12 protein-coding genes are annotated in these 13,882 nt (G+C 64.3%); 6 read left to right on the top strand and 6 right to left on the bottom strand.

Annotated features, from left to right (window positions below):
- Window positions 1-3: 3 nt before the first annotated feature.
- Window positions 4-1,002, bottom strand: coding sequence for an AAA family ATPase (locus ACMDCR_RS11180; protein ID WP_413993590.1), 999 nt, complete (start codon window positions 1,000-1,002; stop codon window positions 4-6).
- A gap of 150 nt (window positions 1,003-1,152) precedes the next feature.
- Here ACMDCR_RS11180 and ACMDCR_RS11175 point away from each other — a divergent pair, with 150 nt between their 5' ends.
- Genes ACMDCR_RS11175 through ACMDCR_RS11160 form a run of 4 tightly spaced genes read left to right on the top strand, consistent with a single transcriptional unit; the run spans window position 1,153 to window position 3,882 of the window.
- On the top strand, window positions 1,153-1,722 hold the full coding sequence (locus ACMDCR_RS11175; protein WP_413992596.1) for a DUF1285 domain-containing protein: 570 nt from the start codon (window positions 1,153-1,155) through the stop codon (window positions 1,720-1,722).
- Window positions 1,723-1,724: 2 nt separating this feature from the next.
- Window positions 1,725-2,390, top strand: a complete 666-nt coding sequence (locus ACMDCR_RS11170) for a CoA pyrophosphatase (protein WP_413992595.1) — start codon at window positions 1,725-1,727, stop codon at window positions 2,388-2,390.
- Entirely contained in the window at window positions 2,390-2,653 is a 264-nt protein-coding gene (locus tag ACMDCR_RS11165) for a DUF6111 family protein (RefSeq protein ID WP_413992594.1), read from the top strand. The genes ACMDCR_RS11170 and ACMDCR_RS11165 overlap by 1 nt, the downstream gene beginning before the upstream one ends.
- Entirely contained in the window at window positions 2,650-3,882 is a 1,233-nt protein-coding gene (locus ACMDCR_RS11160; RefSeq protein WP_413992593.1) for a CCA tRNA nucleotidyltransferase, read from the top strand. Before ACMDCR_RS11165 ends, ACMDCR_RS11160 begins: the two co-directional genes overlap by 4 nt.
- 199 nt (window positions 3,883-4,081) lie before the next feature.
- Here the strand turns inward: ACMDCR_RS11160 and ACMDCR_RS11155 are convergent, their stop codons facing one another.
- Both ACMDCR_RS11155 and ACMDCR_RS11150 read right to left on the bottom strand, forming a co-directional pair.
- Window positions 4,082-4,579: a GNAT family N-acetyltransferase gene (locus ACMDCR_RS11155; RefSeq protein WP_413992592.1), complete on the bottom strand. Its 498-nt coding sequence runs from the start codon at window positions 4,577-4,579 to the stop codon at window positions 4,082-4,084.
- 194 nt (window positions 4,580-4,773) lie between these two features.
- Window positions 4,774-5,217, bottom strand: coding sequence for an NUDIX domain-containing protein (locus ACMDCR_RS11150; protein ID WP_413992591.1), 444 nt, complete (start codon window positions 5,215-5,217; stop codon window positions 4,774-4,776).
- 609 nt (window positions 5,218-5,826) lie between these two features.
- On the opposite strand from ACMDCR_RS11150, the gene ACMDCR_RS11145 reads away from it, so the two are divergent.
- Window positions 5,827-6,732, top strand: coding sequence for a metallophosphoesterase family protein (locus ACMDCR_RS11145; RefSeq protein ID WP_413993589.1), 906 nt, complete (start codon window positions 5,827-5,829; stop codon window positions 6,730-6,732).
- Window positions 6,733-6,754: 22 nt separating this feature from the next.
- Here the strand turns inward: ACMDCR_RS11145 and ACMDCR_RS11140 are convergent, their stop codons facing one another.
- Window positions 6,755-7,930 carry a fumarylacetoacetate hydrolase family protein gene (locus ACMDCR_RS11140; RefSeq protein WP_413992590.1) on the bottom strand — a complete coding sequence of 392 codons (1,176 nt, stop codon included), beginning with the start codon at window positions 7,928-7,930 and terminating at the stop codon, window positions 6,755-6,757.
- Window positions 7,931-8,311: 381 nt separating this feature from the next.
- The gene (locus ACMDCR_RS11135; protein ID WP_413992589.1) at window positions 8,312-8,923 is read right to left on the bottom strand and encodes a nucleotidyltransferase family protein; all 612 of its coding nucleotides are present in this window, start codon (window positions 8,921-8,923) and stop codon (window positions 8,312-8,314) included.
- A gap of 156 nt (window positions 8,924-9,079) precedes the next feature.
- Here ACMDCR_RS11135 and ACMDCR_RS11130 point away from each other — a divergent pair, with 156 nt between their 5' ends.
- Window positions 9,080-10,126 (top strand): extensin family protein, encoded by a 1,047-nt coding sequence (locus tag ACMDCR_RS11130; protein ID WP_413992588.1) that lies wholly within the window; start codon window positions 9,080-9,082, stop codon window positions 10,124-10,126.
- Between the two features lie 90 nt (window positions 10,127-10,216).
- Here ACMDCR_RS11130 and ACMDCR_RS11125 read toward each other — a convergent pair whose 3' ends face one another.
- Window positions 10,217-13,831 (bottom strand): hydantoinase B/oxoprolinase family protein, encoded by a 3,615-nt coding sequence (locus tag ACMDCR_RS11125; protein ID WP_413992587.1) that lies wholly within the window; start codon window positions 13,829-13,831, stop codon window positions 10,217-10,219.
- Between the last annotated feature and the right edge of the window lie 51 nt (window positions 13,832-13,882).

Below are 13,882 nucleotides of genomic sequence, written 5' to 3'. Positions count from 1 at the left end.
GGCTCAGCCCAGTTTACGCGCGAGGCGCCCGATCAGGTTCTCGACGGTCTCGCCGTCGGCGCGGGCTCCAAAGCTCAGCGCCATGCGATGCTTGAGCACCGGCTCGGCGAGCGCCGCCACATCGTCGATGGAAGGCGAGAAACGCCCCTGCAGCAGAGCACGGGCGCGCACGGCCAGCATCAGCGCCTGGCTGGCGCGCGGACCGGGACCCCATGCGATCTTGCCGGCCAGCTCCGCCGTCTCGCCAGGGCGAGCCGAGCGCACCAGAGTGAGGATGGCCTCGACCACCGATTCGCCGACAGGCAGATGACGCACCAGGCGCTGGGCGGAAAGGAGATCCTCAGCATTCATGGCCTGGCGCGCCGGTATCTCCTCGGCGCCGGTCGTGAACAAAAGGATGCGCTTCTCCTCCTCGCGCTGAGGATAGGGCACGTCGATCTGCATCAGGAAACGGTCGAGCTGAGCCTCGGGCAGCGGATAGGTGCCTTCCTGCTCGAGCGGGTTCTGGGTCGCCAGCACATGGAAGGGCTTGGGCAGGTCGTGCCGGTCGCCCGCCACCGTGATGTGGTATTCCTGCATGGATTGCAGCAAGGCAGACTGCGTGCGCGGCGAGGCGCGGTTGATCTCGTCCGCCATCAGGAGCTGGGCGAAGACCGGCCCGCGAATGAAGCGGAAGGTACGGGTGCCGCCATAATTCTCGTCCAGCACCTCGGTGCCCAGAATGTCGGAGGGCATCAGGTCCGGAGTGAACTGCACGCGCTTGGCGTCAAGGCCGAGCACGATGCCAAGGGTTTCCACAAGCTTGGTCTTGGCGAGGCCAGGCACGCCCACAAGGAGGCCGTGGCCGCCCGAAAGCAGGGTGATCAGGGCGCCATCGACGACGGCATCCTGGCCGAAAATCACGGTATGAACCGCTTCTCGCGCCTTTTTGATGAGTTCTGCCGTGTTTTCCGCCGATCGGATGATGGCTTCGTCAAGATTGGTGGCAGTGTCGGCGGTCATCATGCCTCGCTGTAAATACGCCCAAGGGCGCTGAGGGATCGGGAACGCTTGCGCGATTCCCTTGTATCCCCCGATATTAGAGACCAACTAAGGCAGGAGCGAGAGCTTCCATGTCGTTTTCACGTCCGTTTTATCACGAGTAGTATTGCGATGGCCGAAACCGATCTCACCGGATTGACCAAGGCGGCCAGGCAGGCAGGCGAACGCCCGGTGCATTTGTGGAATCCGCCCTTCTGCGGCGACATCGACATGCGGATCGCCGGCGACGGCTCCTGGCATTACATGAAGAGCCCGATCGGCCGTATCGAACTCGTCAAGCTGTTCGCCTCGATCCTCAGGCGCGATCCCGAGCGCTATGTGCTGGTGACGCCGGTAGAACGCGTCGGCATCGAGGTCGAGGACGTGCCTTTCATCGCCGTCGAACTGCGCGTCGAGGGTGAAGGCGATGCGCGCACCCTTTCCTTCCGCACCAATGTCGACGATTGGACGACAGCCGGCCCCGACCATCCCATGCGTTTCGAGATCGGCGCCTCCGAAGGCCTCAAGCCCTATGTGCATGTGCGGGCGGACCTGTGGGCCCGGGTGAACCGCGCGCTATTCTACGACCTTGCCGATCTCGGCGAAATCCGCGACATCGACGGCAAGGCCATGTTCGGCCTTTCATCAGGTGGACGCTTCTTCGCCATGGCGCCGGCGGACGAAATTGGCGCATTGTCCTGACGATGCTCTCCCCCGTCACCGCCCCAAGCGTCCATCCCGAGCTCGCCGCCTTCCTGGAGCGCGCGGCCCAGCGGCTTGCCCTCCAGCCGCCGGACGCGCTCTATCGGGAGAACATTCCTGCCCATGGCGACCACCGCTTCTCGCCCGAGTTGCTGAATGAATTACCCGGCGTGCCGGCCAAGCCGGCGGCGGTGCTGATTCCCGTCGTCGATCGACCTGATGGCCCGACCCTGCTGCTCACCCAGCGCTCCAGCGCCCTGCGCAGCCATTCGGGGCAGATCGCCTTTCCCGGTGGGCGCATCGATCCGGGAGATCGCGGCCCCCTGGAGGCAGCCCTGCGCGAAGCGGAGGAGGAAGTCGGCCTCTCCCCCTCCCTGGTGCAGCCGATCGGCTATCTCGACCTCTATCTCACCGGCTCAGGCTACCGCATCGCGCCGGTCGTGGCGCTGGCCGATCCCGGCATGGTGCTGCATCTCAATCCGGACGAGGTGTCGGGCGTGTTCGAATGCCCCCTCGCCTTCCTGATGGACCCGTCCAACCATGTCGCCGAGCGCCGGGAATGGCGCGGCATCATGCGGCATTACTATTCAATGCCCTGGCAGGGCCATTATATCTGGGGTGTGACGGCTGGAATCATCCATACCCTCTATGAAAGGGTCTATGGCTGATGCTGAGGCCTTTCCTGTTTGAGACAGTGCTCTTCCTCCTGCCATTTCTGGCCTACAGCCTCTATCTCCTGTTTCGTGGCAGGCGCGGCTTCAGCCTCGGGGCGTGGGAAGAGGCGCCTCTCCTCTCCTTGCTGGTCGCCTCTGTGATCTGCGTCGCGGCGGGGCTTGCCCTCTTCGCGCATTATGGTGGCGCGCCGGCCGGCAGCGCGTATATTCCTGCCCATATGGAAGACGGCAAGCTGGTCCAGCCCGAGACGCGATGAGTACAGGATTGATGGGGACGCGTTTTCCCTGGCTGAACAAACCGCCCCTCGCCTCTCTTCTCGCTGCCCTCAACGGCGGCGGCGAGGAGGCGCGCGTGGTGGGCGGCTCGGTGCGCAACGCCCTGCTTGGGGAACAGGTGGTCGAGTGGGACATAGCCACAAGCGCCCTGCCCGAGGAAGTGAGCACCCGCGCCCGGGTCATGGGCTGGAAGACGGTGCCGACCGGTATCGAGCACGGCACCGTCACCGTGGTCGTCGACGGCCACCCTTTCGAGGTGACGACCCTGCGCGAGGATATCGAGACCGACGGGCGCCATGCGGTGGTGCGCTTCGGGCGCGACTTCCGTGCAGACGCCTTCCGCCGCGATTTCACCATCAATGCCATCTCGCTCTCGCTGGATGGCACGCTGCATGACTATGCGGGCGGCCTCGACGATATCGCAGCCCGGCGCGTGCGTTTCATCGGCAAGGCGGAGCAACGCATCGCCGAGGATTATCTGCGCATCCTCAGGCTGTTCCGCTTCCACGCCCGCTACGGCGTCGGCCCGATCGATCCCGAGAGCTTTTCCGCGGCGATCCGGGGGCGGGAAGGCCTGCGCCAGCTTTCGGCCGAGCGCATCCGCGCCGAGCTCCTGAAGCTCGTGATGGCGGCAAGGGCCGGCGAGGTGCTGGCCGAGATCGACGGCGCAGGTTTCCTGGCCATAATCCTCGGCGGTGTCGCACGGGTCGGCAACTTTAGCCGGCTGATTTCATTGGAGGAACGCTCTGGCATTGCGCCTGATCCGGTCCGCCGGCTTGCCGTGCTCTGCCTTTTCACAAGGCTCGATGCCGAGCGCCTGGCGAAGAAGCTGCGCCTGTCGAATGCCGAGGCCAAGCGCTTCCTCTCCATCGCCCTGTTGCTCGAGGCCGAGCGGAGCATGCCCTCCCCGAGCCGTGCCAGGGAATTGCTCTACCGACTCGGTCAGGCGGCCTTCGAGGACGGCATGCTCGCCCTTGCCGCTCAGAGGCCGGATGAGGAATTCAGCGAAGTCTTCGCCCTTCCCGCCGCCTGGAAGGCGCCGCGGCCGCCCTTTGGCGGCAAGGACATCGCCCGCCTCGGGGTCGAGCCCGGCCCGCGCGTCGGGAGAATCCTCGCCCGCGCGGAACAGGCCTGGATCGACGAAGGCTTTCCGGAGAACCGCGAACTGCGCCAGGCCATCCTGGCGGATGCGGTAAGGGTGACGCCGTGACCGGGGGCGGGTCAGAGCCTGACCAAAAAATCGCGAGATCGCCGAGCAGGCACAGGTTTTGTCATGCCCGGGCTTGTCCCGGGCATCCAGACGCGACCTTGCCAACTTTTGCGCCATCCTGGATTGCCGGGACAAGCCAGGCAATGACAAAAAGTCGAGGTTTCCGCGATTTGTGGGTCATGTCTGAAGGCCCCCCAAATCAGCCGCCCCGGGCGGCGCCGGAAATGCCTTCGAAGGCGCCTTCTGTCAGTTCCTTTACCAGCAGGCGCAGCGGGTCGACCGGGCCCGGCAGCACCACCCGGCCGGGCGTGATGCGCTTGAAACCGATGCGGCCATAATAGGGCTCGTCGCCCACCAGCACCACCAGCCTGTGGCCGGCCTTGATGGAGGCGGAGAGGCTCGCCTGCATGAGCGCCAGACCGATGCCTCGAGAGCGGAAGGCCGGCTCTACCGTAAGGGGGCCGAGCAGCAAGGCGGAATGCTCGGCGATATGGATCGGCGTCAAGCGGATCGAGCCTACGATCATCGAGCCGATGCGGGCGACGAAGGACAGCCTGGGATCGGGCGGAACGCCTTCACGCAGCCGGAAGGCCGTTCGGGCGAAACGACCGGGGCCGAAGGCCCGCTCATGCAGCTTGTCGATGACGGGCCAGTCTTCCGGCGTCTCGGGGGTGAGGTCGATGGCGATTTCAGGCATGGTTCAATTCCGGCAGGCAGGTTCGGCCTGCCGGGCTCAGCCGTTCAGGCGCGCGAAAACACGTGGGCGAAATCCACGATTCGTCGTCGCAGCTGGAGGCTCATCGTCATCATGACGGGGCGGGTACAGCAAAACTTCAAACGATACAACCGGATTTCACGTAACAACTGTCATCCCGTGCGCGATATGACACCTCACCAGAATCCATCCGGGCCACGGATTCCCGCCACCTCATCGAGCCGACGGTGCGTCGACCGGGTGGTGTCCTCGGGCAAAGCGTCGAGCGGGAAGAAACCGGCCTCGGCGATCTCGCGATCGGGCAGGCGGGGCTTCACTTGCGTGAACTGCCGCACCACGAAGAAGGCGACATGGTCGCGTCGGCTTGCCTCCCGGTTCCAGTAGAGCCCCCGCAGCTCGGCCGGGCCGTCGAGGCGGATGTTCCCCTCCTCCTCCAGTTCGCGTACCAGCGCTTCCTGCGAGGTTTCGCCTGCCTCGACGCCCCCGCCCGGCAGATACCATCCGGGCACGTAGGTATGCCGGACCAGGAAAACCCTGTTATCGCCATCGAGCACGGCTGCGCGCACGCCTAAAGTCATGCCACGCACGAGATGGAAATAACCAAAAAGGACCGGCGTCATCAGACGTCCAATCCTTTGGCGCATGGTTATTGCTGAAGTAGACATGAACGGCCAACCAGTGAAGGAGAAACTATGGCATCAGGATCTGAAAAATAGCTTTCGAAACTAATCTTTATAACTCGTCATCCCTTTCGCGCATAGCTGTCAAGCGGGCCAAGCAGGCTGCCGGGGGTAGGAAAAAATCCTTTCCTGGCGTATATCACGCTCACCGTAATAGAGGAGACCAAGGGGCCGTCGCCCCGGTGTTGTTTGATGTTTACCTACTTCCGGCTGCTTGCCAGCGCCGCGCTAATCCGTGCCAAGACCCGTCCTGCCAGCGACGCCGTCGCACTCCTGACCTTCACCAAAAACTGACGATCGTCCTGCCGCAAAGCGGCTGTCGAAGATCGTCAACTGCCAGAGCAAAACGCGCTTGAGAGAGAGCACCATTTTGCTCACCTCTCCGTTTCGACGCGTCCTTGCGAGACATTGTAATGCCGCTTGATCGCAAGGCGCCTTAATCCCAACGCCCGCCCATTCACGAGAATGCGCGGGCGTTTTGCGTTGACAGGCGACCCTCCGCAAGGTCACGGTAGCGCCATATCCCCTGCGGAGTACCGATTGGTTTCGATGTTCAAGCTCGCGCATTTCTCAGACCCCCATATCGGGCCACTGCCGCGAGCCAGAGCCAAGGAGCTGGCAGGCAAGCGGGTGCTGGGCTGGATCAACTGGAATCGCGGCCGGCGCGACACCCATCGCATGGACGTGCTGCAGCAATTGCTCGAGGATTTGAGGACGCAGGCACCCGACCATATCGCCCTCACGGGCGATGTCGTGAACCTCGCTCTGCCCGGAGAATATCCGGCCGCCCGTGCCTTTCTTGAGACGGTCGGCGCTCCCGACTATGTCTCCCTCGTGCCCGGCAACCACGATGCCTATACCAAGGGCGGCGCCCTGCATCTTCTCTCCGCCTTCGATCCCTGGATGCGGGGCGACAATGCCGGCGCCCGCCCGCTCGACGAGGACGAGCGCTTCCCCTATGTTCGCATCCGCGGCAAGATCGCCCTGGTCGGTCTCTCCAGCGCGATCCCGACGGCGCCCTTCATGGCGACCGGCAAGCTCGGCCCGCGTCAGATCGCCCGCCTTGGCCCGATCCTCGAACATTTGGGACATGAGGGCTATTGCCGCGTGGTGATGCTGCATCATCCGGTGCGCCGGCAGGATGCGGGGCCCACAGCGATGCTGATCGACTCCGACCGGCTCAGGGCCGTGCTGCGCGCAACAGGTGCAGAGCTGGTGCTGCATGGCCATATTCATACCGGCCTCGTGCATCGCATCAAGGGGCCGAAAGGGACCATTCCGGTCGTGTGCACTCCCTCGGCCTCTGCAGCGCCGGAGCGCGCGCGCTGGCCAGCCTCATACAATCTCTTCTCGATCACCGGCAAGCCGAGGGAATGGCAGATCGGCCTCACCGTGCGCGGCTTCGTTTCCGCCGGCTACCCACCGGAGGAACTGCGCACACAGGAATTGTGCTGAGGCTCCTGGGATCCCAGGAGCGTTACAGCAGCCCGCGCTTGGCAAGGTTGCGCATCAGGTGGCTGGCGCCATAGGTCCAGGGCGGAGCCTCGGAGGTGCGCACCATGCGGTTGGTGAGAGAACCCAGGCCCGGCGTCGATATGGTGACGATGTCGCCAATCTTGTGGGTGAAGCCCTTGCCCTTTTCATCGCGATCCTCGATCGGCGCGAACATGGTGCCGAGGAAGAGCACGGCGCCATCCGGATATTGGTGGTTGACGCCGATCATCTGCGATACGAGGTCACCAGGATCGCGGCTGATCTTGGAGATCGAGCTCGTCCCCGTCAGCACATAGCCGTCCGGCCCACGGACTTCGAGCTTGACCTCGGCGCGGCGGACGTGATCCAGCGAGAAGGTGGAATCGAACAGGCGGACGAAGGGGCCGATCGCTGCCGAGGCATTGTTGTCCTTGGCCTTGGAAAGCAGCAGTGCCGAGCGGCCCTCGAAGTCGCGCAGATTCACGTCATTGCCGAGGGTGGCGCCGACGATCTTACCGCTTGAGGATACCACCAGCACGACCTCCGGCTCGGGGTTGTTCCAGGTGGAATTGGGATGCAGCCCGGCATCCGCGCCGGTGCCGACCGCGGCCATGGGCTGGGCCTTGGAGAAAATCTCGGCGTCCGGGCCGATGCCGACCTCCAGATATTGCGACCACACGCCCTGCGCGATCAGCACCTCCTTGAGCCTGGCCGCCTCGGCCGAGCCTGGCCGCAGCTTGGCAAGGTCGTCGCCGACCAGCTTGACGATCTCGGTGCGGAGCGAAGCGGCGGCGGCCGAATTGCCGCGAGCGCGCTCCTCGATCACGCGTTCCAGCATGGAGACGACGAAGGTCACGCCCGCCGCCTTGATGGCCTGCAGGTCGATTGGCGCCAGCAGCCAGGGCTTGCGCGAATCCCGGTTGGCGGGTGGGGTGTTGGCCAGGATTTCGGCGATCGAGCCCACCTCCGCAGAAGGAGCGGCACCGGCGGCCTGGGCCGGGTTGCGCGCCTCGCACAGATCCCGCACTGTCGGAAAGCTGCTCGTGATGTCGTGCAGGCCCTCGCCCTTCGCAACCACCACGGCCGGACCATCCACTTCGGGCAGCCAGACGCGTCCAATCAGCGTTCCAGCCACTCCATCCATCGGAAGTGTCGTCTCTGGCCTGAGGGAAAGGGACATCTGCGAACCTCTTGGCAATCACGGGTACATGTTGCCTTGCCCCTTACCGCTCACATACCATCAGGGCAAGTCTTGCAAAAGCGGTAGGAGGAAATCGCACCCTTTTGGATTAAGTCTAATTTAACAGCACAACCCCGATAATTAAAAAAGTTAAGTTGGTTATTTCTGAATACCCTCCAGCCGCCACAATAATTCAAACGCCTACGAATCCATACCTCGAAATATCGAATGAATATTTACGTAAAGCCATTCTCAACGGAAGCTGAATACAGACAAAATCCGCACGAGGTTCAAATTTGGGGACCTTTGCGCACGCGCTAGTCGGGCGATTGCGCCGTTGGGGCACATTGTCCACGCGCTGCGGCATGTAAAAAGGAAGTTTCAGATGTCGAAAAAGCTACGATAATCTTCCGGGGTGTCGACGCTCGAGACATACACGGGATTCTTCGTCGGAAAGACTGCGACGCGGTCGATGAAATCCGGCACGACACTTTCGCTTGAAAGATCAATATCTCCGAGATCAAAGTCGGGCGGAATGATCACCGGGTAGCCACGATGTTCCTCCCGAACCGGTATGAGAGGCTTGCTTTTGTCGCCGGCGTCGTAGACCTCTATCAGGCCGACAATTTCACGTTCTGTCAGTCGCGGCTGGTCGCCAATACATAGGACAATCCCCTTGCAGGCGCCATGGGAAGCCCGCCGGCGCGCCTGCGCCATGCCTACCCTGACAGCCGCCGACACGCCGTCGGCGGCAGGCGAATCCACAAAATCCACAGGAGAGCGCGCGAGTGTCTCCTCGACGCGCTCACGCTGATGGCCGGTGACGACGATGATGTCGGAGAAGACGCCGCGGACGGTTTCCACGACGTGGCGGATCATCGGCCGGGCCGAGATCTCCATCAGCAGCTTGTTGCGCCCCATGCGGTGGCCCTCGCCACCGGCGAGGACAACCGCGATGTAATCCGTCAAAGGCAAATCATCTTCGTCAAACATGGAATTCTCTGCGGCTTTGCCTCGACGCGGCCAGGCCCTGCCGCCAGCCGACTACACGCAATCCAACGGTTTGGCCACATCGGAAAACTGATGAGGAGACGGCACCATACACCCCTCTTAACTCTTCTTTTTGAAAATGGCTTCTAAAGTGAAGCCATGTTGCGTCGCGTTGCGTTTTCCCTTGCGCTGGGTTCTATGCTGTATGGCCTGGCCGGTTGCGGGTCGCTCTTCGATCTGGAAGAGCGCGAGCCCTGGCGTGCGCAGGTCGAGGCCCAGTGCCTGGCTTCCGGCGAGGTGCATGAAACCGCTGGTATCCGCATCGCCAAGGCCATCGAGGGGCCCGGCCCCTGCGGCGTCGACCATCCCTTCCGGGTCTCCGCGCTCGATACCGGCAGCGGCGGCGGCTCCGCCCCCGTCTATGCCAATCTGCAGCCCCGTGCGCCACGGGTGGCGCAGCCCCAATACCAGCCGCAGCCCCAGTACCAGGCCCAGCCTGACTATGCACCGGCGCCGGTCGCCCAGCCCGACGGCCTGCTGCCGCCAGCGCCCGTGGGCGACACCACCGGCTCGATCGGCGATGGCGGGGCCGCGGCTCCCCTTCCCTACCAGCCCGAGCCGATGCAGTCCGCCGGCCCGGTCCAACTGCGCGACGGCGGGCCGTTCTCGGTCTCGCTCGACCGCAGCCTCGTGATGTCGTGCTCGATGGTCCCGACCTTGACGCGCTGGCTGACGCAGGATGTCCAGCCGGCGGCGCTTGCCAATTTCGGCTCGCCGATCGTGGAGATGACCACATTCGGCAGTTATTCCTGCCGCCGCCGCGACAACCGCATGGTGGGCAAACTCTCCGAACATGCCTTCGCGAACGCAGTTGACGTCAAGGGCTTCAAGCTCGCCGATGGCCGCGAAACGCGCGTCCTCACCGGATGGCGCGGCTCTGCCCAGGAGCAGGCCTTCTGGCGTGATGTCGCCTATGGCGGCTGCCGCAAATTCAACACCGTGCTCGGCCCCGGCACCTCCGACGGCATGCACGAAAACCATCTCCATCTCGACCTCGCCCGCCACAGCGCGACGCGCGACGTGCATATCTGCCGCCCGCGCGTCCCCGCCGGCTGGCTCGCCACCGCCCAGCGCCGGGGCATGGCGCAGCCCGAGCCGGAGTTCACCGGCTCGATCCAGGATCCGACGGGCGATCAGGACGAGTAGCCGCGGCTGCACAGGCATCTTGCCCATTCCTGAACCGATGTGGCTATCGGAAGGACGGGCAAGGTGCCCGCATACCCGAATTTCCCGCGCCTATGCCGCCGAGCCGTAACCGCCGCCGGTGGGCGTCACCACTGTGATCGCCTCCCCGGCCTCGAGCACCGTCTGGTCACAGCCCTCCAGCGTCTCGACCGAACCATCCAGCCGCCTTACGCTGTTGCAGCCGAGTTCGCCCGCCTCGCCGCCGGCCATGCCAGGTGGGGGGACGCGGCGGTGGCCGGAAAGAATGGCGCAGTCCATCTTCTCCAGAAAACGCAGCGTGCGCGCCGTGCCATCGCCGGCGTGCCAGCGGCCCCTTCCGCCCGAGCCCTGGCGGATGTGGAAATCCTCCAGCACAACCGGGAAGCGCAGTTCCAGGATCTCCGGGTCGGTGAGGCGCGAATTGGTCATGTGGGTGTGCACCGCCGGCGCGCCGTCGAAACCGGCGCCGGCGGGCGCGCCCGAGCAGAGCGTCTCGTAATATTGATGGCGGGCATTGCCGAAGGTGAGGTTGTTCATGGTGCCCTGCGCCATGCCGAGCGACCCGAGCGCGGCGAAGAGGCAATTTGTCACTGCCTGGCTGGTCTCGACATTGCCGGCCACCACAGCGGCGGGATATTCGGGCGAGAGCATCGACTTTTCCGGAATGACGATGTCGATGTTGCGCAGGCACCCGGCATTCATCGGGATCTCGTCCTCCACCATGACGCGGAAGACATAGAGCACCGCCGCCCGGGCGACCGGGGCCGGCGCATTGAAATTGCTCGGCTGCTGGGGCGAGGTGCCAGTGAAGTCGACCTTCGCCCGCCGCTTCTCCTTGTCCACCGTAATGGCGACCTTGATTTCAGTCCCCTGGTCCATTGCATAGGTGAACCGGGAATCCTCCAAGCGGTCGATCACTCGCGCCACGCTCTCGGCGGCATTGTCCTGAACATGGCCCATATAGGCGGCGACCGTCTCCAGCCCGAACATCCCGACCATGCGACGCAGCTCGCGCACGCCCTTCTCATTGGCGGCGATCTGCGCCTTGAGGTCGTTGACATTCTGCAGGAGGTTGCGCACCGGATAGCTCGCGCCGGTCAGCAACGCCTCCAGTTCCGCCTCGCGAAAACGGCCCTGGTCGACCAGCTTGAAATTGTCGATATAGACGCCCTCCTCGTCGATCGAAGTGGCGCGCGGCGACATCGAGCCGGGGGAGACGCCGCCGACATCGGCGTGATGGCCGCGAGAGGCGGCAAAGAAGAGGATATCCTCGCCTTTCTCGTCGAAGACGGGCGTCACGACAGTGATGTCAGGCAGATGCGTGCCGCCATTATAGGGGGCATTCAGACAGTAGACATCACCAGGCCGCATCGCCGAACGGTTGAGACGCAGCACCGTCTCGACAGAGGAATCCATCGAGCCCAGATGCACGGGCATATGCGGGGCGTTGGCGACGAGCGAACCGTCGGCGGCGAACACGGCACAGGAAAAGTCGAGCCTTTCCTTGATGTTCACCGAGGAGGCCGTGTTCTGCAGCGTCACGCCCATCTGCTCGGCAATAGACATGAAGAGATTGTTGAAGATCTCCAGCATGACGGGATCTGCCGAGGTTCCGATGGCGACGCGGGCCGGCGACGCTTCCACACGTTCGAGCAGCAGGTGGTTCCTGGCGGTGACGCTGGCGCGCCAGCCAGGCTCGACCACGATGGTCTGGTGCGGCTCGATCACCAAAGCGGGGCCGTCGACATGGCGGCCGGGTGTGAGCGTCTCGCGACGATAGATGTGCCCGTCGCGCCAGGTGCCCTCGCTGAAGAAGCGCAACGCCTCGGCTGCTTCAGGCGTATCGCCGTCGAGCAGTAACTCCGGCTCGCTGAAGGGAGAACCGCCGCCAACGGCCTCGACTGAAATCGCTTCGGCGATCAGTGCTTTTGCCGGATCGATGAAGCCGAAGCGGCTGCGATGGGCGTTTTCGAAAGCATCCCGCATCGATGCAATGCTGCCGGCTTCCACCACCAACGGCGCATCGGTGCCGGCATAGCGCAGATGCACGCGGGAGAAGACGGTGATGTCGCCGCCGGCGATACCCTGCCCCTCGACTTCGCCCCGGGCTTCAGCGGCGATTTCGTCCGCCTCGGTGGCAAGGCGTCCGAGCAGTGCCTCGCCGAGCGTCGCCTCGATCGCGCGCTGGCGCGTGGCACGGATATCGGCGAGGCCCATGCCATAGGCGGAGAGAAGGCCGGAGAGCGGATGGATCAGGATCTTCGTCATGCCCAGCGCATCCGCCACCAGGCAGGCGTGCTGGCCACCGGCGCCACCGAAACATTGCAGCACATAGCGCGTGACGTCATAGCCGCGCGCCACCGAGACCTTCTTGATGGCGTTGGCCATATTGGCCACGGCAATGGCGAGGAAGCCATCGGCGATCGCCTCGGGGCTGCGGCCATCGCCCACTTCCGCCCCCATCTTCTCGAATTTGGCGCGCACCACGCCGGCATCGAGCGGGGCATCGCGGCCCGGTCCAAAAATCTTCGGGAAGAACTCTGGATGGAGCTTGCCGACCATTACATTGGCGTCGGTGACGGTAAGAGGCCCGTTGCGGCCATAGGAGGCGGGTCCTGGATTGGCGCCGGCCGAATCCGGGCCGACGCGGAACCGCGAGCCATCGAAATGCAGGATCGAGCCGCCGCCCGCCGCCACCGTGTGGATCTGCATCATCGGGGCACGCATGCGCACGCCCGCGACCTCGGTCTCGAAGGCGTGCTCATAGGCGCCGTCATAATGGGAGACATCGGTGGAGGTGCCCCCCATGTCGAAGCCGATGAGGTGGCGGAAACCCGCCTGCGCGCCGGTCTGGGCGAAGCCCACAACGCCGCCGGCCGGGCCGGACAGGATGGCGTCCTTGCCGCGGAAGAGATCCGCTGCGGTGAGCCCCCCCGATGACATCATGAACATCAGCCGCGCGCCGGTGCGGGCCGTGTCGAGCTCCTCGGCGACCTGGTCGACATAGCGCCGCAGGATCGGGGTGAGATAGGCGTCCACCACGGTGGTATCGCCCCGCCCGACCAGCTTGATCAGCGGCGAGACCTCGTGGCTCACGGAGACCTGGGCGATGCCGAGGCGGCGGGCGATGCCGGCCACCGCTTTCTCGTGCTCGGGATAGCGATAGGCGTGCATGAAGACGATGGCGACGGCCTCGAAGCCATCCGCCTTGATCGCCCGCAACGCCTCCTCGGCCTGGTCGAGATCGACGGCCTTCTCCACCGTGCCGTCCGCGAGCACGCGCTCATCGAGCTCCACCACCCGCGCATAGAGCTGCTCTGGCTTGATGATATTCTTGGCAAAGATCTTCGGCCGCGCCTGATAGCCAATGGCGAGCGCATCGCGGAAGCCGCGCGTGGTGACGAGCGCCAGCCTTTCGCCCTTGCGCTCCAGCAGCGCATTGGTGGCAACCGTCGTGCCCATCTTCACCGAACCGATCAGCCCTGCCGGGATCACCTCGCCCGCCTTGAGGCCGAGCAGTTCGCGAATGCCCTGGCAGGCCGCATCGCGATAGGCACCGGGATTCTCGGAGAGGAGTTTATGGGGATGCAGGCGTCCTTGGGGATCGCGCCCGACAATATCGGTGAAGGTGCCGCCGCGATCGATCCAGAAATCCCAGGACGGGGGGGCGGCGGGGGAAACAGTCACGGCGGGCTCCGGCAAATAGACTCAAGCCCGCCCTTATATCAGCCGCTTCGA

Origin of the sequence: Labrys okinawensis (assembly GCF_047345005.1) — a bacterium.
GTDB classification, from domain to species: Bacteria; Pseudomonadota; Alphaproteobacteria; order Rhizobiales; family Labraceae; genus Labrys; species Labrys okinawensis.
Note: the sequence above shows the minus strand (reverse complement) of the source record. Positions and strands in the feature narration are given on the sequence as shown.